15 protein-coding genes are annotated in these 19,849 nt (G+C 61.2%); 5 read left to right on the top strand and 10 right to left on the bottom strand.

Annotated features, from left to right (window positions below; translation table 11 throughout):
• Nucleotides 1-17: 17 nt before the first annotated feature.
• The 4 genes from NAP1_RS03790 to NAP1_RS03775 all read left to right on the top strand — a co-directional run bounded on the left by NAP1_RS03790 (nt 18) and on the right by NAP1_RS03775 (nt 2,882).
• Entirely contained in the window at nt 18-1,232 is a 1,215-nt protein-coding gene (locus NAP1_RS03790) for a DUF3419 family protein (RefSeq protein WP_007163911.1), read from the top strand.
• Nucleotides 1,232-1,906, top strand: coding sequence for a class I SAM-dependent methyltransferase (locus NAP1_RS03785; RefSeq protein WP_007163910.1), 675 nt, complete (start codon nt 1,232-1,234; stop codon nt 1,904-1,906). Before NAP1_RS03790 ends, NAP1_RS03785 begins: the two co-directional genes overlap by 1 nt.
• Before the next feature lie 73 nt (nt 1,907-1,979).
• Nucleotides 1,980-2,435, top strand: a complete 456-nt coding sequence (locus NAP1_RS03780) for an MAPEG family protein (RefSeq protein WP_007163909.1) — start codon at nt 1,980-1,982, stop codon at nt 2,433-2,435.
• Between the two features lie 21 nt (nt 2,436-2,456).
• Nucleotides 2,457-2,882, top strand: coding sequence for an MAPEG family protein (locus NAP1_RS03775; protein WP_007163908.1), 426 nt, complete (start codon nt 2,457-2,459; stop codon nt 2,880-2,882).
• Between the two features lie 21 nt (nt 2,883-2,903).
• Here the strand turns inward: NAP1_RS03775 and trxB are convergent, their stop codons facing one another.
• On the bottom strand, nt 2,904-3,875 hold the full coding sequence (trxB, locus tag NAP1_RS03770; RefSeq protein WP_007163907.1) for a thioredoxin-disulfide reductase: 972 nt from the start codon (nt 3,873-3,875) through the stop codon (nt 2,904-2,906).
• 62 nt (nt 3,876-3,937) lie between these two features.
• Nucleotides 3,938-4,729: a tyrosine-protein phosphatase gene (locus tag NAP1_RS03765; RefSeq protein ID WP_007163906.1), complete on the bottom strand. Its 792-nt coding sequence runs from the start codon at nt 4,727-4,729 to the stop codon at nt 3,938-3,940.
• Between the two features lie 172 nt (nt 4,730-4,901).
• On the opposite strand from NAP1_RS03765, the gene NAP1_RS03760 reads away from it, so the two are divergent.
• Entirely contained in the window at nt 4,902-5,363 is a 462-nt protein-coding gene (locus NAP1_RS03760) for a response regulator (protein ID WP_007163905.1), read from the top strand.
• A 2-nt stretch (nt 5,364-5,365) separates the two neighbouring features.
• Here NAP1_RS03760 and NAP1_RS03755 read toward each other — a convergent pair whose 3' ends face one another.
• The 8 genes from NAP1_RS03755 to NAP1_RS03720 form a co-directional block, all read right to left on the bottom strand.
• Nucleotides 5,366-6,703, bottom strand: a complete 1,338-nt coding sequence (locus tag NAP1_RS03755; protein WP_241761175.1) for a trehalose-6-phosphate synthase — start codon at nt 6,701-6,703, stop codon at nt 5,366-5,368.
• A gap of 62 nt (nt 6,704-6,765) precedes the next feature.
• Entirely contained in the window at nt 6,766-8,562 is a 1,797-nt protein-coding gene (locus tag NAP1_RS03750; RefSeq protein ID WP_007163903.1) for a glycoside hydrolase family 15 protein, read from the bottom strand.
• Nucleotides 8,563-8,565: 3 nt separating this feature from the next.
• Nucleotides 8,566-9,309 carry a trehalose-phosphatase gene (gene otsB, locus NAP1_RS03745; RefSeq protein ID WP_007163902.1) on the bottom strand — a complete coding sequence of 248 codons (744 nt, stop codon included), beginning with the start codon at nt 9,307-9,309 and terminating at the stop codon, nt 8,566-8,568.
• A 68-nt stretch (nt 9,310-9,377) separates the two neighbouring features.
• A complete protein-coding gene (locus tag NAP1_RS03740; RefSeq protein WP_156777188.1) occupies nt 9,378-11,636 on the bottom strand; it encodes a DUF11 domain-containing protein in 2,259 nt (752 codons plus the stop codon).
• A complete protein-coding gene (locus tag NAP1_RS03735) occupies nt 11,633-16,852 on the bottom strand; it encodes a carboxypeptidase-like regulatory domain-containing protein (protein ID WP_156777187.1) in 5,220 nt (1,739 codons plus the stop codon). Before NAP1_RS03735 ends, NAP1_RS03740 begins: the two co-directional genes overlap by 4 nt.
• Nucleotides 16,853-16,894: 42 nt before the next feature.
• Nucleotides 16,895-18,040: a hypothetical protein gene (locus NAP1_RS03730; protein WP_007163899.1), complete on the bottom strand. Its 1,146-nt coding sequence runs from the start codon at nt 18,038-18,040 to the stop codon at nt 16,895-16,897.
• A gap of 99 nt (nt 18,041-18,139) precedes the next feature.
• Nucleotides 18,140-18,625: a hypothetical protein gene (locus NAP1_RS03725; RefSeq protein WP_007163898.1), complete on the bottom strand. Its 486-nt coding sequence runs from the start codon at nt 18,623-18,625 to the stop codon at nt 18,140-18,142.
• Between the two features lie 28 nt (nt 18,626-18,653).
• A complete protein-coding gene (locus NAP1_RS03720; RefSeq protein ID WP_007163897.1) occupies nt 18,654-19,634 on the bottom strand; it encodes a hypothetical protein in 981 nt (326 codons plus the stop codon).
• Nucleotides 19,635-19,849: the final 215 nt, after the last annotated feature.

Raw genomic sequence — 19,849 nt, 5'->3', positions numbered from 1 at the left:
TCACGAGGCCAATTCCCATGAACGCTCAACCCAAACGGATCATCGAAGACGCGGTGGTGCGAAAGGACGCAAGCACGAAGGACAAGCTGCTCGACAAAGCCTTCGCGCTCGCCTTCAATGGCCTTGTCTACGCGCAGATCTGGGAAGACCCGGTGTGCGACATGGAAGGCCTCGCGATCGAGCCTGACAGCCGCGTGATGAGCATCGCGAGCGGCAGCTGCAACGCGCTCTCCTACCTCACCGCGAACCCGGCGAGCGTCACCGCTGTCGACCTTAACCGCGCTCACGTCGCGCTGGGTCAGCTCAAGATCACCGCGATCAAGCACCTGCCCAATTACGAGCGCTTCCACCGCTTCTTCGCGCATGCCGACCACAAGGAGAACAAGGCGGTCTACAAGGAGATGATCGCGCCGCATCTCGACGAGGAAAGCCGCAAATACTGGGAGAAACGCGACATCCGTGGGCGTCGGCGGATCAGCTACTTCACCAAGGGCCTGTATCGCCGCGGCCTGCTCGGCAACTTCATCGGCCTCGCTCACCTGTTCGCCAAGCTCTACAAGATCGACCTTACCAAGCTGCTCAAGGCCGAGACGATGGAAGAGCAGCGCGCGGTGTTTGAGACCGAGCTCGCACCGGTCTTCGACAAGCGCTTCATCCGCTGGCTGACCGACCAGCCCGCCTCGCTGTTCGGCCTTGGCATCCCCCCTGCACAGTTCGACGAGCTTGCAGGCGATGAACGCATGGCAGAGGTTCTGCGCCGCCGGTTGGAGAAGCTCGCCTGCGACTTCGAGATCAAGGACAACTACTTCGCGTGGCAGGCCTTTGGTCGCGGCTATGACCGAGCCGAGGACGCGCCGCTACCGCCGTATCTCCAGCGCAAAAACTGGGAGGCCATGCGCGAGCGGATCGACCGGCTCGATGTCGTGCGCGCAAACATGGTGCAATGGATTGGCGACCGCGAGGAAGCTTCGATGGATCGCTTCGTGCTGCTCGATGCGCAGGACTGGATGAACAATGCGCAGCTCGACGATCTGTGGGGCCGCATCACCCGCGCCTCGCGTCCCGGTGCCCGCGTTCTGTTCCGCACAGCCGCTGAACCGACCATGCTGCCGGGCCGTCTCGACGATGCGATCCTGTCGAAATGGCGCTATCTTGATGAGCAGTCGGCTGACCTCACCGCACATGACCGCTCGTCAATCTACGGCGGCGTGCACGTCTACGAGCTCGCCTGATGGACGCGCAGACCGCGAACACCTCTCATGGGGCGCTGATGGACAGCGTCTACAAGGGGCAGCGCCACATCTACGACCTGACGCGCAAGTACTACCTCTTCGGACGCGACACGCTGATCGAGGGGCTTGATTCAAGGCCGGGAATGCGGGTGCTGGAGGTAGCCTGTGGGACCGGACGAAACCTCGCCAAGATCGGCAAAGCGTGGCCGGGGGTGCAGCTTTACGGGCTCGATATCTCGTCAGAGATGCTGAAGAATGCGCGCAAGGCCGTTGGGAAAAACGCAAAGCTCGGCCTTGGCGATGCCTGCGCCTTCCATGCTGACGAGACGTTCGGTGAGCCGGGTCTGCGCGAGAAAGGCTTCGACCGGATCGTGCTGTCCTATTCGCTCTCGATGGTCCCGGATTGGGAGAGTGCCCTCGCTCACACAGCTGACCAGCTAGCCCCCGGCGGCGAGTTGCATATTGTCGATTTCGGTGATCTCGGCGGTCTGCCCGGACCGCTTGAGGGACTGCTCCACAAATGGCTCGCGAAGTTCCATGTCCAGACCCGCAGCGACCTGCCCGAAGCGGCGCGCCGGATTGCGAAAGCCCATGGCATTGAGCTCACTTCAACGCGCGGCAAGCTCGGCTACTTCCAGCTTCACGTCCTGAAGGCACCGCGCACAGGCTCCTGACCAGTTGCATTTGACAATCGAACCCGCCTCTCGCAGTTAGGCGTCAACCAAGAGAGGAAGGGGATCGCTCGCAATGCAAGCTCAAATGCTCGCGCCTGCCGCCGTGCTGGTGGTGTGGACGCTGATCGTACTGTTCTGGATCATCCCGTACCGCTTCGGCGCAATAGCGAAAGTCGAAGACAAGTCGAAACTGCCCCGCAAGGAAGGTGTGCGCGGCGCGGACCTGGAGGGCGTCATCCCTGACAAGGCCAACTGGCCGGCGCACAACCATACGCACCTTCATGAGCAACCGACGTTGTTCTACGCGGTGAGCCTAATCCTCGCGGTGGTAGGTGCAGGCGCGTTCGATGTGATGCTGGCATGGATCTATGTCGGTATCCGCGTGGTGCATTCGCTGTGGCAGATCCTCGTCAACAAGATCCCGGTGCGGATCGTGCTGTTCTTCACAAGCACATTCGTCCTGATCATCCTCGCCGTTCGCGCAGTGATGGCGACAGCATTCGCCGACCCAAGCCTCGCGCCTCAATAAGACCTGATCGGAAGACACGACATGATCGGAATAGAAATCCTGCAGCCCGTTATCGCATTGATGATCTGGACGATGATCATTTGGGCTTGGATGTATGCGTCGCGCATCCCTGCCATGGCGAAGGCCGAAATCGCGCCCGACGATGCGCAGATCGTGGGGCTGCTCGACCAGAAGCTTCCTCGCGAGGTTCAATGGAAAGCGCACAACTACAACCACCTGCATGAACAGCCGACGGTGTTCTACGCGGTTGCAATCGTCTTGGCGCTTCTCGACCAAGGGGGCGGAGCGAACGCGTTTCTGGCGTGGATCTATGTCGGGCTGCGCGTGGTGCATAGCCTCGTTCAAGTCACCGCGAACAAGGTGATGGTGCGGTTTGTCCTGTTCGCCTTGTCGAGCGTCGTGCTGATCACGCTGATCGCGAAAGCGGCCTTCGTCGCCTTCGCCTGACACCGGATGGCGGAGTAGGTTCTACTCCGCCGCTTCGGCCTCTTCCTCGGCGTCTTCCATGGTCGCAAGGAAACGCTCGCCGTCGAGTGCGGCCATGCAGCCCATGCCTGCTGCCGTCACAGCCTGGCGATAGACGTGATCCGTCACATCACCGGCTGCAAACACGCCAGGGATGACAGTCTTGGGCGTGCCAGGCTCGGTGTCGAGATAGCCGCTCTCATCCATTGGCAGCTTGCCCTTGAACAACTCGGTCGCGGGGGCGTGACCGATCGCGACGAAAGCACCGTCCACTTCGAGCGTCGAAGTCTCGCCAGTTTGCGTGTCCTTGAGCACGAGGTGCGAAAGCGTGCCGTTTTCCCCTGCCTCGAAGCTTTCGACGGTCTTGTTCCAGAGCGTCGAAATCTTGGGGCTCTTGAACAGTCGATCCTGCAGGATCTTCTCCGAGCGCAATTCGTCGCGGCGGTGGATCAGGGTCACGTCGTCGGAGTGGTTGGTGAGGTAGAGCGCCTCTTCCACTGCGGTGTTCCCGCCGCCGATCACCGCGACCTTCTTACCGCGATAGAAGAAGCCGTCGCAGGTTGCACAGGCCGAAACGCCCTTGCCGCCGAGCTCCTGCTCACCGGGAACGCCAAGCCACTTGGCCTGAGCGCCCGTCGCAATCACGATCGTGTCGGCGATGTACTCATCGCCGCTGTCGCCCACTGCGCGGAAAGGCGAGCCGCCTTCGAGATCAACGCTGGTGATGATGTCGTACATCATGCGCGTGCCGACATGCTCGGCCTGCGCCTTCATCTCTTCCATGAGCCAAGGCCCCTGCACCACGTCGCGAAAGCCGGGATAGTTCTCGACATCGGTGGTGATGGTCAGCTGGCCGCCGGGTTGCAGGCCCTGAACCACGATCGGCTCAAGCATGGCGCGCGCGGCGTAGATCGCTGCGGAATAGCCAGCAGGGCCGGAGCCGATGATGAGCATCTTGGTGTGATGAGTAGCCATGGGTCGTCTCTTCAAATCTGGTCAGTTGTTACCGTGCGATATGGGGTCCGGGCGCAGCCTTGTCACGTCAGGAACCGCTCCCTGAGGCGAGCTTTCCTTGTGTCATCCACACCTAAGCTATTCTCAAGGTATGCATCGACGCTGCCGTGGTCGCGGGTGACCTCGGACCAGTAGCGCTCGATATACTCCTCGCGCACTCCCATAAGGTTGCGGATCGCCTCGGGCTCTATCTCGCCATAATGCGCCTCCATGCGCGGTAGCGACTGGCGCTCGAGAATATGCTGGGTCGGTGCATCGTTGGTGCGCATGAATTCGGCGACAACGTCGTCCTTGTGAGCACCGAGCACATGAAGAAGCAGGCTTGCTGCGATCCCAGTGCGGTCCTTGCCCGCAAAGCAATGGACAAGGCTACCGCCCTCGCGCGTTTCCAGCGCCTTGAAATATCGGGAGAACATCTCGATCATCGCGGGATTTACGGGCATGCGGGTGTAGACTGAGAGCATGCGCTGACGCGCCCTTTCGGCAGTCATGTCCTCCTTGTCCCATCCGCCTTCGTGTGGCGGTGAGCTTGTGGTCTCGCCGTCGAACGCGATGACATCGGCACCGAACTCATCGTGCCGCCGACAGGGAAAGCTCGTCCGCTCGCTCAGGCCGCGAAGGTCGACGATTGTACGGATATCGAGGCTCTGGATCGTGTCGAGATCCTCGTCGGAGGCTTCCATGTGCTGGCCTGAGCGAAACAGCAGTCCGCCCCTGACGTGGCCACCATCAGCAGCCGCGTAGCCGCCGTAATCGCGCAGATTGTGTATGCCATCGGTTGGCAGGAAGGGATCGAGCTTGGTCTCGCGAATCATGATGCGTCCCGTCTGACAGCGCGCCCGCCATCGGGCAACAGCGCGCACGCGCCGATTGTAGGTAGTGGAACGGAGGCGACGCCAAAGGCGAATTTGTGTCACCGTACCTATTGCAAACCGACCCTTTCAGCGCGGTCGCATAGCGACCCGAAGCAACAATGGCCCCTTGATAATGGCGTTCATACTTATCGCAGATGACGACGAACTGATTGCCGAACTCGCCTCGCAGGTCCTGATCGATGCCGGACACGCCTGCGGCTGGGTGACGAGCGGTGAGGAATGCTGGACGCTCCTGCAACGACGACGGCCCGACATTCTCCTGCTCGACCAGAACATGCCGGGCATTTCGGGCGTGAGCCTGCTGCGCAAGCTGCGACAATCCGAGAACTTCTACGACCTGCCGGTTATCATGTTCACCGCGATGAGCGGAGCAGATGACGAGAACCAGGCGATCTATGCGGGCGCGCAGGACTATATCCGCAAGCCCTTCGACCCACGAAGCCTCACCAGCCGTATTCAGCGTATCCTGTCAAAACGCGGCGACCAGCCACAGCACACCGATCTCAAGACGTACCTTGCACAAAGCTCTGGACAGGTGGAGGAAGAACGGCGTCCCGCGCGCCGCGCTATCTGAAATCAGTCAGCCGCGAGATCAGTGCAGAAATTCTGGGTCCAGTCGCGAACATCATCGTCGCGCACCGTCGCAATCATCGCCTCGTAGCGCGACTTGCGCTCTTCAAGCGGCATGTCGAGCGCCTTGCGGATCGCGCCCGCCAGCGCGTCGGGGCTGTGGGGATTGACCAGCACGGCGCCCTTGCCATCGCATCCTAGCTGATGCGCTGCGCCCGCGAATTCCGAGAGGACCAGTACGCCCGGATCTTCCGGGTCTTGAGCGGCAACATATTCCTTGGCGACCAGGTTCATCCCGTCACGCAGAGGGGTGACGAGCCCGATCTTGGCTGCGCGGAAAAACCCGAATAGCTGGGCGTGAGTGTAGCCTCGGTTCACATAGCGGATCGGAACGATATCAACCTCGCTGCGCGCGCCGTTGATCTGTCCGGTCTTCTGCTCAAGCAACCCGCGGATCTGCTGGTAGCTTTCCACGTCTTCGCGGCTCGGCGGAGCGATCTGGATGAAAACCAGGTCGCGTGTTCGCTCAGGATGCTCGTCGAAGAAGCGCCCGATGCCGTCGATCCGTTCAGGCAGTCCCTTGGAATAGTCGAGCCGGTCGACCCCAATCATCGCGGTCCTGTGCCGGGTCGATGCGAGGAGGCGCTGGCTAGCATTGCGCGCTTCGCCTGTGTCGCCCTGCGCCTGAAAGTGTTTCCAATCGATCCCGATGGGATAAGCGCGCGCGGTGGTCGTCCGGCCTTCATGCGTGATGCGCCCGGTATCGTGATCGACCTTCGCGCCTAGCTCGGTCTCGCAATAGTGGACGAAGCTTGAGAGCCACTCCTTCGTCTGAAAGCCGATCAGATCGTAGGAAAGCATCGTGCGCACCAGCCGCTCATGAAACGGCAACGAGGTCAGCAGCCGCGTCGGCGGCCACGGCGTGTGCAGGAAGAAACCGATGCGGTTTTTGATCCCGCGCGAACGAAGCCGTTCGCCAAGCGGGATCAGGTGATAATCGTGCACCCAGACGAGGTCGTCTTCTTCGATCAGCGGGAGCGCGCTCTCGGCAAAACGGTCGTTGACCCTTTCATAGCCCTCGCCGGTGCGGTTCTCGAACCGGGCAAGATCAATGCGGTAATGAAACAGTGGCCACAGCGTCGAATTGGCATAACCGTTGTAGTACTCACCCACGTCGCGGGTTGAGAGGTCGATTGTTGCCGTCGTCACACCGTCATTGCGTTGCAGGTCCATGTTGCCGGTGCGGTCTTCGCTCTCCTGCCCGGACCACCCGAACCATACCCCGCCCCGGTCCTTGAGCGCTGCGTTAAGCGCGCCTGCGAGCCCTCCCTGAGCACCCGCCACCCCGCGCGCCTTTGGAACGGCGACGCGATTGGAAATCACCACCAGTCGGGATTGAGCATTCGCTATCGGACTTCACTCCATGGTTTGGACAATAGCCCAGCGCAATTGATTACTCCAACCAGCGAATAGGTCTGCGGAAAGTTCCCCCAAAGCTCGCCGGTTTCGTAATCGAGGTCTTCGCTCAGGAGCCCCGATTTGGTCGTGTGGCTGAGCATGGTTCGGAACAAGCTGCACGCTTCTTCGTCGCGGCCCGCGAGATGCAACGCCTCAATCAACCAGAACGTGCAGACGTTAAACGCGGTTTCGGGAGCGCCGAAGTCGTCTTCGGCGGCATATCGCAGCATGTGGTCACCGCGCCGCAAATGCTCTTCCACTGCGGCAAAGGTTTGCTGGAAACGCTCATTGTCAGGAGAGAGGAAACGCAGCTCGACCATCTGGAGCAGGCTCGCATCGAGATAGTCGGATTCGAAGCTGGCGCCGTAGTGGCCCCCTTCTCCGTTTTCTTTCCACGCCTTGTCTTCGATCTTTGCACGGATGGCCTCGGCGCGGTCGCTCCAGACCTTCGCGCGGTCTTCTTTACCGATATGGCGCGCGACATTGGCGAGCCTGTCGCACGCGGCCCAGCACATCACCGCGGAATAGGTGTGCACCTCCTGCCGGGTGCGGAATTCCCAGAGCCCGGCATCAGGCTGATCGTGCATCGCCCAGGCCATCTTCCCGACCTGTTCGAGGTTTTCGAAATCGTGCTCGGTCGCGGGGCGCAGTAGTCGCTGGTCGAAGAAGCCCTGAACGCTCGGCAGCACGATCTGGCCGTAGCAGTCGTACTGAACCTGCTTGTACGCGGCATTGCCGCGCCGCACAGGCCCCATGCCGCGATATCCGGCGAGATAGGACGCGGTCGTCTCATCGAGCTCGCTTTCGCCCATCACAGAGTACAGCGGCTGGATCTGCCCGCCCTTCGCGCCGTCCACGATATTGCGCAGATAGGCGAGATACTTCTCCATCACGTCCAGCGCACCAAGGCGGTTGAGTGCCTGGATCGTGTAATAGGAATCGCGGATCCAGCAGTAGCGATAGTCCCAGTTGCGCTCCGAATGCGCGGCCTCCGGGATCGACGTGGTGAGCGCCGCAACGATCGCGCCGGTCTCTTCATGCTGGCACAGCTTGAGAGTGATTGCGCAGCGGATCACCTCTTCCTGCCACTCAAGCGGAATGGCAAGCATGCGCACCCAGTTCTGCCAGTATTTGCGCGTCGATTGCTCCATTGAGCGGATCTGTTCGCGCAGGTTTCCGACAAATGGTTCATCCGGGCCCAGGAAAAAGTGCGTGTCATCCTCGATCCGGAAGGTGCGGCCTTCCTGGATGTAACCAACCGGTGCATCGGTCGAGAGGCGTAGGCCAGTCGCTCCTGTAAGATAGCGGATGTGATTCGTGCCGTGAGTGGTGTCGGCAACGCCCGCGCCGTAATTCTTGGTCGGGTTCAGGACGACTTTGATGCGCGGAGTTCCGCTTATCGGTCGCACGATACGGACATAGGCGACTGGACGATACATTCTGCCCGAGCGTTCAAACCGCGGGCAGAAGTCGAGTATTTCCACCGCGCTGCCATCCGTCGCCTCAAGCGTGGTCAGAAGGTGAGGCGTGTTGCGAATGTAGCGTTGGCTCGCCGAACACTGCCCTTCGAGCTCGAAGCGCCAGACACCTGCATCACGCTGCTCTCCATTGAGAAGCGCGGAGAACACCGGGTCGCCATCTACGCGTGGGACGCAGCCCCAGACCAGCGCCCCGGTCTCGTCGATCAGGCCGGAAACCTGGCAATTGCCGATAGGCCAGAGTTCAAGAGAGGGTGTGTGCGCCAAACGTCAAAGCTCCAGCCATGAATGAACCATCGAAACCGTATTTAGGCGATACTTCGCGCGCGTTTCCTCGCGCTCGCCGACAAGGATGCCTGCTCCGCCCATCCCATCGCAGGCCCGAAAGCCTGCTTCGTCGGTGAGGTCGTCGCCTATGAAGAAAGGGCGTGCGCCTGAGAATGCTTCCGTCTGCATCAAGGCGCAGACGGCAGCCCCCTTATTCGCATCGCCTGCCACCAGCTCCACCACGCATTTACCGCCCTGCGCAGCCCAGCCATGCTCCGCCGCGAGTGCTTCGGCGAATTGATGAGCGCTCGGCCCTTTGTGAGGGTTCCGTCTGTAGTGAAGTGCGCCACCGTGGGGCTTGTGTTCGTAGTCCAGTCCCTCGCTCGCGGCGAATTCCCGGAGGCGCTGTTCGATCGAGGCGGGGATTTCTGCAGGCCCGCTACCGAGAGCCGCGCCATCGGCGCCTCGAATATCGGATCCATGCGAGCCAGCCATCGCCAGAGATAGCGGTCCCGTGTGTCGCTCGATATCGTCGATGCCCCGCCCGCTCACGATAGCGCAGCGCCCCCCGAGACGATGCGCGAGATTGGCGAGCCGATCGGCCAGATCGGGCACTGGCGCGATGGCGTCCGGTCCCTCGGCCAATTCTACCAGCGTCCCATCGAAATCCAGAAAAAGCGCAATGTCTTGCCCTTCGAGCAGGGTCGCAAGCGACGGCGGCGCTCCTGGAGCAAGGGCTGACTGCATGCCAGCTTGTGTAGTGGCTCAGACCGCGCGGTCAACATGCCTGCTGCACTGCAGCAAACCAATGCAGGCTATCTGACCTCAAACCTCACAGTAAGCGTGAAATCTCCGCCCGCTGCAAAAGCGCCTCCGGGTCGCACACGGAAGTCGGTGACCGCGCCATCACAACCGAAGCCATCATCGACAGGAGTATAGGTAAAGCTCGCTCCGTCATCGTTCGAGAACTCAAGATTGTCGGTCGTCGCGGCGAGGCTTGAGAATGAATACGTGAGATTGGAATTGCTGCCTGGATCGCTGAAGATCACCGGCCCACCCGCCCGGTCGATCAGGCACAATTTCGCATCTGCAGGACCATCGTCCCAGACGGTCACAGTGTCCGCATCAGTTGCGCTTCCGCCGGTGTTGGCGACGGTGATGAGATACTCGATCGTAGCGCCGGGAATGGCCTTGGGGTTGGTTGTTCCGTTGATGGGGTCGGCGATGACAGAGCTAACCTTGCTCACGCTGAGTGTCGTGAACGGATCGCACACGCTGATATCGTGAATGCCAATGCCCTGCTGGCCTGGATCGGCAGGGGCCGTTGAATGGTTGCCGTAGCGCAGGATCACGGTGTCGACAGTACCGGTGAAGGTCACAACGACGTTGCCGAGTGCTTCGGCAGAGCCGGAAGCAAGATCGCCGATTGCTACGTTGCCGCTGATGAAGTTGGCGTTCCCGTTTGTCAGCTCTGCGGTGACAGTCGCTCCGCCGTTCGAGCCTACGACTTCGAGCCGGTCCGCGAACTGGTTGGTGCCGAAGTCGACATCGAACACAGTGAACTGTAATCCGGTGAACGCAAGGGGCAAGGTGATGACGACCTCGACTTCTCCGGTTCTGTTCGCCTGGTTCGCGAGGATTGTAAGGCTATCTTCCGCCGGAACGAGACCGCCCTCGAACGTGTCCGTCACGGTCGGCGACTGACCACCGAAAGTCCCATTGTTGACGTAAGCGCCGTCGTTGCTGAGCTGGAAGCGGATGTCTCCGTAGCTTGCAAATGCGTATGTGTTGTCGGTCGAACCAGCAGCCCAACCGGAAATACCGTCCCAGTCAAAAATCGACTGCCCCGCCGGGCACGAGAGGACCGGAGGGATGCCGGGTGAGCGGCCGCTTTGGACGGTAAAGCTCGCGCTGGCGTAATCGTCCTCGGACGTCACCCCGTTGTTAGGAGTGGAATCAAGGTCGTTCGCGCTGGAAGAGATGATTTCAGCTACATTGGTCAGCGTCGATCCTGCCGCCGCCGATACTGTCCCCGTAACTGTCAGCGTCGCGCTTTCACCCGGAGCAAGCGTACCCACGTTCCACTGATTGCTTCCTGTATCGAAGGAACCATCGCCCGATGCGCTGGAGAAAGTGAACCCAGACGGAAAGGTCTCCTGAACCACCACATTGTCCGCCGTGAGAACAGATGCGGAATTGTTGGTTGCGATCAGACGCCAGACGGCAGTGCCGCCCTGCACCGGCGGTGAGCCAATCAGAGCTTTTGTGAGTGAAAGATCGGCGTCCGGCGCCGAATACTGCCAGTCCGAAATGCCCATGAACTGGCCAACCGGGTCGCCCGATCCGGTGTAGCTGAAATAGACGATCTGGATGCGCTGAACGGCCTGCGATCCGAAATCGAAATTGATATTGCCATCGGTCGCAGCGGTCGCAGACCCGCCCGTGCCGCGCCAGCCGTTTACGGTCGCATCATTGGTGCGACTGACAGAGGCACCGAGAGACCAGAAGGCGTTGTTGGTGGCGGCGTTCGTGAACGTGCCGCTTCCATCGTCATCGTAATAAACCTCGACCGCATCGGCGAAGCTGCCCAAGTCGATATCGCCGAGCGAAAATGTCAGGTTGCTCACCGCCTCGGTCAGAGAGATGGTGATGACAATTCGGTCATTGGGATCATACTGCGAGTTGTCGAAGCTTACCAACAGCGGCGATGCTGCACCGCCAATCGTGCCATTGAAATAGCTCACGAATGTTGGCGAGAAAGCCGGATCGAACGTGCTCGGTGCGACCGACTGGCTCGACCATGTGATTGTTGCAACATTGCCATCAGATCCCGTCGCGCTCGTCCCGCTCGGCAGCGAGCCTTGGCTCGCTATCCCGGCGTCGGCCCAATCGATATCGGCATTCTGAGCGTGAGCAGGAGCCGCAATTGCAAGGCTAGCCGCCAACATGGCGAGCGCGAGCAATGCAATTTTGCGGTTTGCGGCAAGCACGTCTCCAAGCATGCGCAAGACATACCTAGAGATGGTAAATACGGCGTTTACCATGGGGCGATGAGAGATGATGCTCATACTCATCGGCCAAGCCCCAGGAAGTCGAACGTATCGGTGTCGAACTTGAAGCGAACGGCGGCGAAAACGCCTTTGTCGGTGTTGCGGGCCGCCGCGAAGTCGCCGTCGCGGAATCCTTCGACGTTGTAGCCGACTGTTAGCAGCATTCCCTCGACCGGTACGAAACCGATAGTCGGGCCATAGGCAAAGCTGGTCACGTCATCATCGAGATTGGTCCGCACGGTAGCGCTGGCCCCGATTTCGAAACGCTCGCCGATACCGATGCGCGCATCCGCACCGACAAGCACGGTCGTGCCGGAGAATTCCGTGCCTTCGAACTCGTCGAAGTTGTAGCGGCCTCCGATAAAGAGCGTGTATTCGTCGCGGCGGGTTTCTTCTTCGATGCCGAATTCGTTGAGGTCAAAGCCGCGCGGGCTCCAGTTGGTACTCCAGCTGGCGACTAGGCGGCGCGAAGTGGCATCGCCGTCGACGATCAGAGCTGTGCGGCCTGCACCCGCTCCGCCAAGGCCGCTGGCCTGTCCTGCGATGCCTCCGGTAATCTCGTCGCTGCGAAATTCGAGCTTGCCGAGCATGGCGAATTCCGAGGCGTCGGGGCGATGGGCAAATGCGATGGCTGCGTCGACGATCTGCGTCGTCGCTCCAAACTCGTCTTCTGCACGCGTCCAGGTCGCGCCCGACCCAACGATGCTGCCCTCGCCCAGTTGGCGGATAGCGCCGACGGTAGCGCCCATGCGCTCGGCCAGTTCGCCGTCGCGATATTCGCCGCGCCCGGTGACGCTCCAGCGATCCTTGCGCCATGCGCCGCCGAAAGTGACAGCGGTGAAGTCCTCGAAATTGAGGTTGCCGGTGATCTGTCCCCCGGTCGCAAGCGGCTGTTGCGGATTGACGAGGTCGCTTGTGGGAGGTGCGCCATTGAGGGTGCGGTTGCCGTCAATTGTCGCGTCCAACGTGAATTCCGGGCTCACCTGCCATGTCTGGGCGAGGCCGAATGCCGCGAAGGTGCGGTTGCCGAGTTCGTTGATGCTTTCCTGGCCGACCGAGGTCACAATCTGCCCACCCTGCCACGGCGTGACTTCAAGACCGCCGCGAAGCTGGCGCGCGTTGAATTCCGCGCCATCGGAAATCTCGTATGTCCCGACGAGGCGGACATTGCGGGTCACGGCATAACGGGCACTCAAACGATGGCGCGCGGGCAGGTCAGCGCTCTCCGCGTCGTCGAGCGCGAGCGCGGTGGCTGCCGAAAGTTCGAGCGTATTGTTGATCAGACGCTGCGTGACGCCCGCCTCGACCACGGTCGAAGTGTTGGTGCTGCCGTCCGCAAGGCGGTCGTTGAAATGGCTCAGCCCAAGACGAAGATCGGTGCGCTGACGTGTCAGATTGACCTGCCCCTGAGCAGCGCGGCGGCGCGACGTATCGGTAAGGCTGTCATCCTGCCAAGCACTGCCGAGCAGGCTAAGATTGTCGTTGAGGAGCAAGCGTCCGTCGACACCGATCTTGCGGCGACCAAGCTCAGCGCCGTTCTGCTGACCGATGCCATAGTTGGCGTCGAGCTGGTGAGCGTAGGCGAGAATGTCGAGCTTGGCGGTTTGGTGCTGTACCTCGGCGAGCCAGCCGGTTGCGCTTTCGCCTTCACGGCGGCTCATGGCGACTTCGCCGCGAACCTCTGTACCAGCGCCAATGCGAGCGCGCAGGTCCAGCGTCCCAATATCGGTGCGCGCACCTTCGCCCTTGTCGGTGATTGCATTGGCGCCGACGCGGATCGCGCCGTCATTGCTGGTCCAATCGGCGCGCACGCCAGCATTGAGTTCAGCCTCGCCCAATCCGTCAGTTTCGTATTCGACAACGATGAACTGGGGATTGAGGTTGTCATCGCGGCTCAGAACGGGACGCGAGAACGTGATGGTGCCCGAAAGCAGGTCGATATCGTAATCGATAAAGCGCGTGAGGCGCGTGCTCGAGATGATCAACTCGGACCGGAAACGGTCGCGCACTTCGAGCGTCACGCGTTCGCTGTTGGCGAGGATGCGGCGACTACCGAGCTGATAAGGCCCTGTGATGCCCTGCCCCTGGATTTCATCTCGCTGGAGGCGGGTCGAGATTTCGGCGGCGAAGGCGTTGGCCTTGACCTGTCCGAAACGCGCTTCGCCGCGCACGCCGGTTGCCGTGCGGTTGTAGCGAGCAAGGCGGGTCTGGTCGAAAGCCGTTTCGAAGTCGCCGTAAAGCGCATAGAAGGTCGCCGTTTCGATGCGCACGTAGAGCTTTTCGCGGCTCGCAGCATCGAAGCGGCGCGAGGACGCGTCTGCGAAAACGGTGTAGTATGCCTGCGGGTCGATTGTCCCGAGAACGCGCTGGTCCTCGCGCTGCTTGGCACTGTCATAGGCGAGCGTCATCAGGAACTTACCGAGCACGCGGCCCTTGGCGTAAAGAGCAACGCGTGCATCGTCGCCGAGGTCGCTGTCGAAGCGACCTGTGCGCTGCATATTGTCCGCAACGCTGCGGGCACCGGCCGTGCCTTCAGCAAGACCGACGATGGTCCAGTCGATATCGCCCGGCTCGATCCATGCATCGACCTGCTGTGCGCGAACAAGCTCGCCGTCGTTGAATTCGAAATCGAGGCGCAGCGAACCGCTGACCATCGTCGGGGCAAGCTCGATCTTCGCGATGCCGTCAGTGCCCTCGACTACCCAGCGCGCTGCCGTAGGCGCAAACCCGGTAAGCTGGTTCAGCTGCTGGCGGTCGAGCGCCTCTGCGCTTTCATAGGGCGCGTTCAACTGGAAATTGCCCGACACGCCTTCGCGAAGGGGGCGGTTGTTGCGGTCGAGGACGCGAATAGCGACCACGGGCCGGGTTCGGCCATCGGCAATCAGGTTGGATTGCTCAGGCACCAGTTCAACGCGCGTCGGCGTCGTGGTAAAGAACACTTCGCGCGTGAATGTCTTCGAGATCTCGCCGAAGGAATTGATGATGTCGGCATCGAGGACTGTGCGCTCGTCTTCGAGCACGATCCCGCGCCAGGTGCTGACCGCGAACCGGCCTGTGTCTGGCGTCAGCGTGCCGTCGAAAGCAAGCGAGCTGACTTCCTTGCCATCGACCTTCAGCACAACCGTTTGGCCGCGGCGGTGGCGGATCGCGACGCGGATGGCAGGCGCGCGTGGGTTTGCCGTCAGACCCGGCGTCAGGAACCCATCTTCGCCATCACCGAGAGCGACCCAGTCGGTGTTTGGATCATAGTCAGCCGGCACGCTTTCGGCCGCCTCTGCGGTGCTTTCTGGCAGACCGGCTTCGACCAGAATGCCCGCATCGAGCGCAGGTTCATTGTCACTAAGGCCGCCCGCAATGGAGTTGATTGCGCGGGCGGTCGCCGCGCCACGACGTGTCTCGGCGAACTGCGCGTTCTCCTCGATACCGCCTTCCGGGACGATCGCATGGAAGTCCGCGACGACGAGGCTACCGCCCTGCCCGATGACAAAACGCGACATCGCGCTGCCAGCGTTGCGGGTCGAGCGGTGGCAATCGATAAGCTCAGCACCCTCCGGCAACGTCATGCGCGAAACCGCGACGACATGCGTGCCCGGCACCACACCTTCGAAGTGATAGCGGCCATCCGCGTCGGTGATGGCGTAGCTGCCGTCTTCCATGACGACGCGGACGCCAGGAATGCCGCGTCGCGGATTGTCACGCGTGTCGCGAACAGAGCAAGGTCCGGCGGTGATGCGACCAATAACCGTCATGCGGTCAGCAATGCTGTCGCGCTCGATATCGACGACCGCGCTTGCTCGCGCGGTGCGACCGAGCGAGTCCGTAGTAACGGCATCGTTCACTGCGCGGCCCGGAGGCGCATCGGGCAGCACAGACATGGCATAGGTCACGCGGCGCGAAGCCCCACCCTCAAGGTCGCCGAGTGCAATTCGCAAAGAGCGTCCGTCGGGGGCAATCTCGACCTGCTCAGGAGCCTCTGCTCCGTCGATGCGGATCGTGTCTGGGCGGAGACGCAGAAAGCGCGACGGGGTGTCGTTCAGCACGACATTGCGCTTGGGGCGCGATGGGTCAGCGTTGCTCGCGGTGATCGCGTAGAAAACAACATCGCCGGGCTGCACGCGATCGCGCGAGGCGACCTTGTCGAGACCAATTTCGAGGCTCGGACGGTCGACGGGGATGTCAACCTGAACGGGCGTTGGGTCGTCCAAGACGAAACTGCCACCGAACGAAGCATCAACGATGATGTAGTTGCCCCCATCAGGAGCAGTGAGCTGGCTGAGATCAGCAGTGCTCACGACAGATGGCGCGGTGTAGGGCTCCGGCGGTTCGATCTGGAGCCGGTATGTGCCAAGGAAGGTGAGCGGGAACCAGAATTCGCCCGGCCCCATATCGGTAATCCGGCCAGCCCCGTCGATAATCGGGTCGCCCGAAATGACGCTGGAAGGCCATCCGGTTACGCCGTCCTCTGCAAAAACGGTCGCAGGTTGACCCGTAAGCGCATCGACGAGGGTTACACGCGCACCGTTGACCGGCTCGCCCGTCTCGCTGTCGAATACCGTTCCGAACGGATCGGCCAGCACCTCGACGGCGGTTTCGATGATGACCTCGTCCTGGCCCGGAAGGCTTGCGGCCACGGAGATCGACGCCCCATCGGCAATGCTGAGCCTGCAATCGCCTTCAGTCGGAGCAGGCGGCATGCGCACGGTGTCGATCTGACCCACAAACACGCCCGTGTTGAGACCGGTTTCGAAGATGGTCTCAACCTCGCGATCGCCGGTCGAAGTCGTGATTGTGACGGAAAGCTGATCGACTTCGTTCGGATCGCGGTTTGCAGCCAGTGCGGTCACCTCGAACAGCAATGTTTGCCCTGCCCGAAGGGTGTCCGTTACCTCGACCAACCCTTCACGCGGAGCAAGCGGGACATTCGAAGTGTTGTTACCAGCGCCGCCTTGGGCCGATTGGCCGATCGCACTGCACAAAGGTGCCCGGAAATTGAGCTCGACGCTGCCCTGAGGCGCCGGGCGAAATGCGCGAATTTCCGGGGGCGGAAGGGTGACGTCGAATGTCACCTCGTTCGAGGAGGTCTGGGCTGACCTCCCGCGCAAAAGCCAGCTGGCCTCTGCGATATTGGTGACCGTGCCGATGATCTCGGCTTCGGTCTCGGTTTCCTGTGCGAATGCCCCCTCTCCAGACACGCCGAAAGGCAGCAGCACCAATAGGAGTGCTGCTGCCAGACGCCTCATGAGAGAGGGGGCTACACGCAAAGTCAGATTTCCGGGTCGATCTTAGTTGATCGTCACACGGAAATAGACGGCACGCGTTTCGCCAGCTGCGATATCGAGCAGGTCGCCCGAGATCAGGTCGAGACCACCCGTTCCGCCGGTCGCAGTGAAGGTCGCATCACCGCTTGCTTCGCCGTCGGTGCCGCTCGGAACTGTGCAGGTCGCAACGTCATCAGCCGTGCTCGCGGTGCCCTGATCGTCGACCGTTGCAGTCGCGTTCACGAAGATGCCGAAATCGTTCTCGGTAAAGGTCACATCGGCAGGCAGGTCATCGGCTACGTTGACTGCCGAAGCAGTCGCAGCGCCCGATGCGTTGGAAACCGCGATGCAATACTGGATCACGGCACCGGGAATTGCCTTGGGATTGGTCGTGTTGTTGACCGGATCGCTGATGATCGAGCTCGACTTGACGACAGTGATGTTCGCCCCTGCGACCAGGATCTGTGCCTCGTCAGAGAATGCGCCATCGCCGTCGATCTCTTCGCCCGTTCCACCATTGCCATCGGCAAGGACAGTGTCGACGCCATCGGTGTTAGCGCCATCATCGTTATCGATGTTTGCGCCAAGCGCGCCGGCAGTGCCAGCTTCGTGAGCGTCGGCAACGAGAGCAACATCAAAGGTGTTCGTGTTGATCGCATCAAGCGAGATGTCAGTTACGACGAGAACCGAGATGGTCTCGGTACCGCTGCCATCGTCTGCGGCAACCTCATCAAGGAAGGTTACGGTGCCAGCAGTGATCTCGTCTGCGTCGAGCTGACCGTCGCCATCGGCGTCGATGTAAATCTCGAATGCCGAGATGTCGCCAGCATCGCCTGTGCCGCCGGTCAGAATGGCGGAGAGGTCGAGGTCGACCGTAGCGTTCGACAGGTTGGTCACATCGAACGCAAGAACGACATCATCCTCACCCGGTGAAACCGAGGTCGGCGAAACGCCGTTGAAGTTGACATTAACGTCAATCCGGCGGTCGACCGTGAAGGTGTCGCTGGCGGTGACTTCGGTTTGCGGCTCGTCGCCGACTTCGAACGTCACCGTGACGTTGTTGGTAATGCTGTTGCCAGCATTGGTTCCGACCGCCAGGGCCGGTGTGCTGGACATGGCAATAAGCGCCGATGCGCTTACAGCCCCCAGCAGCTGGGTGCTTCTTTTCATGGTTGTGGTCCTTTGCGTGTGGCCCCGCGACATTCACTCCGCCCGCGGGACGTGGCGGCTATCTTCCGTTTCCCGACGAAAGAAACTGAGTGTCGCGCGTCAGCGGATGATGGCGGGGTATTCGACCCGGCCGTTGTCACCCGGAGCAACGCTTTCAAGCGTCCAGCGCACGTGAGTCACGTCTGCGTGAGCGGCAGCGCGCATAGTCCCGTCTTCGCCTGCGACCGTGAGGGAACTGAGTGCTCCCCACGTCTCACCGCCATCGACCGACACGGTAAGTGCAGGGTCGGCATCGCCAGCGAGACGAACGGCATCCGGGACAGCGTTGGTCACGACGAAGTTATCAACCGCTTCAGCGCCATTGTTGGCGTAGTCGGTGGTGAAGACTAGACGGTCGCCAGGGACGATGACGTCCGGCTCGACCAGGCGAGTGACGGTGTTGCCAGCTGCGTCAACCGAAGTTTCGACAGCTTTCACATCGCCGCTAAGCGTGATCGGGCTCTGGCTCTGCGCAACCGCAGATCCCGCCGCAGGTACTGCGGCAAAAGCCAGGAGAGCGGCGACCATTTTGGTGATGTTTTTCATTGCTCTGTTTCCTCAACCCAAAGTTGAATCAGTCGATCGTTACGTCGAACGTGATCTGGTGAATTGCGCCACCAGCGACGGTGCCGAGATCGACAGTGATCCCATCCGCGTCCGAGGCCTCGCCCGCGTCATCGCCGGCTGCGTCAGTGAGAGCGTCTCCGTCGAGCGCGAGCGTTCCGTCTGCGTAAGTCGTGCCGTCAGGAATGATGTCGGTGACGACCAGCGCGTCGACCGATCCGCTTCCAGAGACAACGGCAGTGATCGTGAAGGTCGCGACAGTGCCTGGCACCGCGCTGTCACCGCCGAACGGGTCAACAAGGCTCACGGCCTTGTCGAGGTCGACCGTGGTGATCCCCGCAATCAGCGAACCAGTTGCGGTGTCGTCCGCTCCGGTTGCACCGACAATCGCGTCGCCGCCATTGACTCCCTGCCCATCGAAGCTTGTGCCGGGAGCGCCCGTGCCGGTGACGGCCTCTGCGGTCAGTTCGACATTGCTCTCTTCGGTGTCGGCGACGCCATCAGGAACCGTCACGATCACGAAAACCGTGATTGCCTCGTCTGCGGCCAGCTCTGCCGTGGTTTCGGGAGCCGTCAGGATTTCGTCGACGCCAGGATCGTAGGTGCCGTTGCCGTTCGTATCGACAGCAATGCTTTCGACCACGGTCTCGAAGTCGTTGCCCGTCACCACCGGGTTTGCCGTCAGCACGAAGGCTTCGGGTCCGTTGCCCTGGTTGGTGACCTCGAACGTGAGCACGGCTTCGCCGGGCGAAGCGCCCACGGCGCCGCTGTCGAGAGAGGTGACGGTCACGTCGAGCAACTCGTCCACGCGCACCTGCACGGTGTTCGAGTCCACCGTCTTGGTGCCCTCGCCGTCCTCGTAGGTCGCGCTTGCGGTGTTCTCGATCAGCGTACCCGCGCTGACACCTTCAGCGAGCGCAGGAGACGAAATGGTAAACGCGGCCACGATGCTTGAGGCCAAGAGCGGTTTGATGATTGTCTGCGTATTCATGCCTAGGGCAAATACGAAGAAATGGTTATTAAGCCGTTAGCAAACCGCTCAAGAATCGCAGATTTCCGCCAGATTGCCGAGGTTTTTTGTAACGCGGTTAATTGCTTACGCTACGGCATGCTGACCAATTGGTAAGGGACGGCGAACCTCATGATTAACCACGCGCCGCTTCATTAGCCTTTTGGCCACGCCCAATGGGTTACCCGCCATTGCGG

This window comes from Erythrobacter sp. NAP1 (assembly GCF_000152865.1).
Lineage (GTDB): Bacteria > Pseudomonadota > Alphaproteobacteria > Sphingomonadales > Sphingomonadaceae > Erythrobacter.
This window is presented reverse-complemented; position numbering and strand designations above follow the sequence as displayed.

Excerpts from the sequence above, each read along its gene's own strand:
- trxB (WP_007163907.1), bottom strand. The coding sequence starts at position 3,875 with ATGGCTACTCATCACACCAAGATGCTCATCATCGGCTCCGGCCCTGCT.
- NAP1_RS03740 (WP_156777188.1), bottom strand. The coding sequence starts at position 11,636 with ATGAGTATGAGCATCATCTCTCATCGCCCCATGGTAAACGCCGTATTT.
- NAP1_RS03785 (WP_007163910.1), top strand. The coding sequence starts at position 1,232 with ATGGACGCGCAGACCGCGAACACCTCTCATGGGGCGCTGATGGACAGC.
- otsB (WP_007163902.1), bottom strand. The coding sequence starts at position 9,309 with ATGCAGTCAGCCCTTGCTCCAGGAGCGCCGCCGTCGCTTGCGACCCTG.
- NAP1_RS03735 (WP_156777187.1), bottom strand. The coding sequence starts at position 16,852 with ATGAGGCGTCTGGCAGCAGCACTCCTATTGGTGCTGCTGCCTTTCGGC.
- NAP1_RS03720 (WP_007163897.1), bottom strand. The coding sequence starts at position 19,634 with ATGAATACGCAGACAATCATCAAACCGCTCTTGGCCTCAAGCATCGTG.
- NAP1_RS03780 (WP_007163909.1), top strand. The coding sequence starts at position 1,980 with ATGCAAGCTCAAATGCTCGCGCCTGCCGCCGTGCTGGTGGTGTGGACG.
- NAP1_RS03775 (WP_007163908.1), top strand. The coding sequence starts at position 2,457 with ATGATCGGAATAGAAATCCTGCAGCCCGTTATCGCATTGATGATCTGG.
- NAP1_RS03725 (WP_007163898.1), bottom strand. The coding sequence starts at position 18,625 with ATGAAAAACATCACCAAAATGGTCGCCGCTCTCCTGGCTTTTGCCGCA.
- NAP1_RS03730 (WP_007163899.1), bottom strand. The coding sequence starts at position 18,040 with ATGAAAAGAAGCACCCAGCTGCTGGGGGCTGTAAGCGCATCGGCGCTT.
- NAP1_RS03765 (WP_007163906.1), bottom strand. The coding sequence starts at position 4,729 with ATGATTCGCGAGACCAAGCTCGATCCCTTCCTGCCAACCGATGGCATA.
- NAP1_RS03790 (WP_007163911.1), top strand. The coding sequence starts at position 18 with ATGAACGCTCAACCCAAACGGATCATCGAAGACGCGGTGGTGCGAAAG.
- NAP1_RS03760 (WP_007163905.1), top strand. The coding sequence starts at position 4,902 with ATGGCGTTCATACTTATCGCAGATGACGACGAACTGATTGCCGAACTC.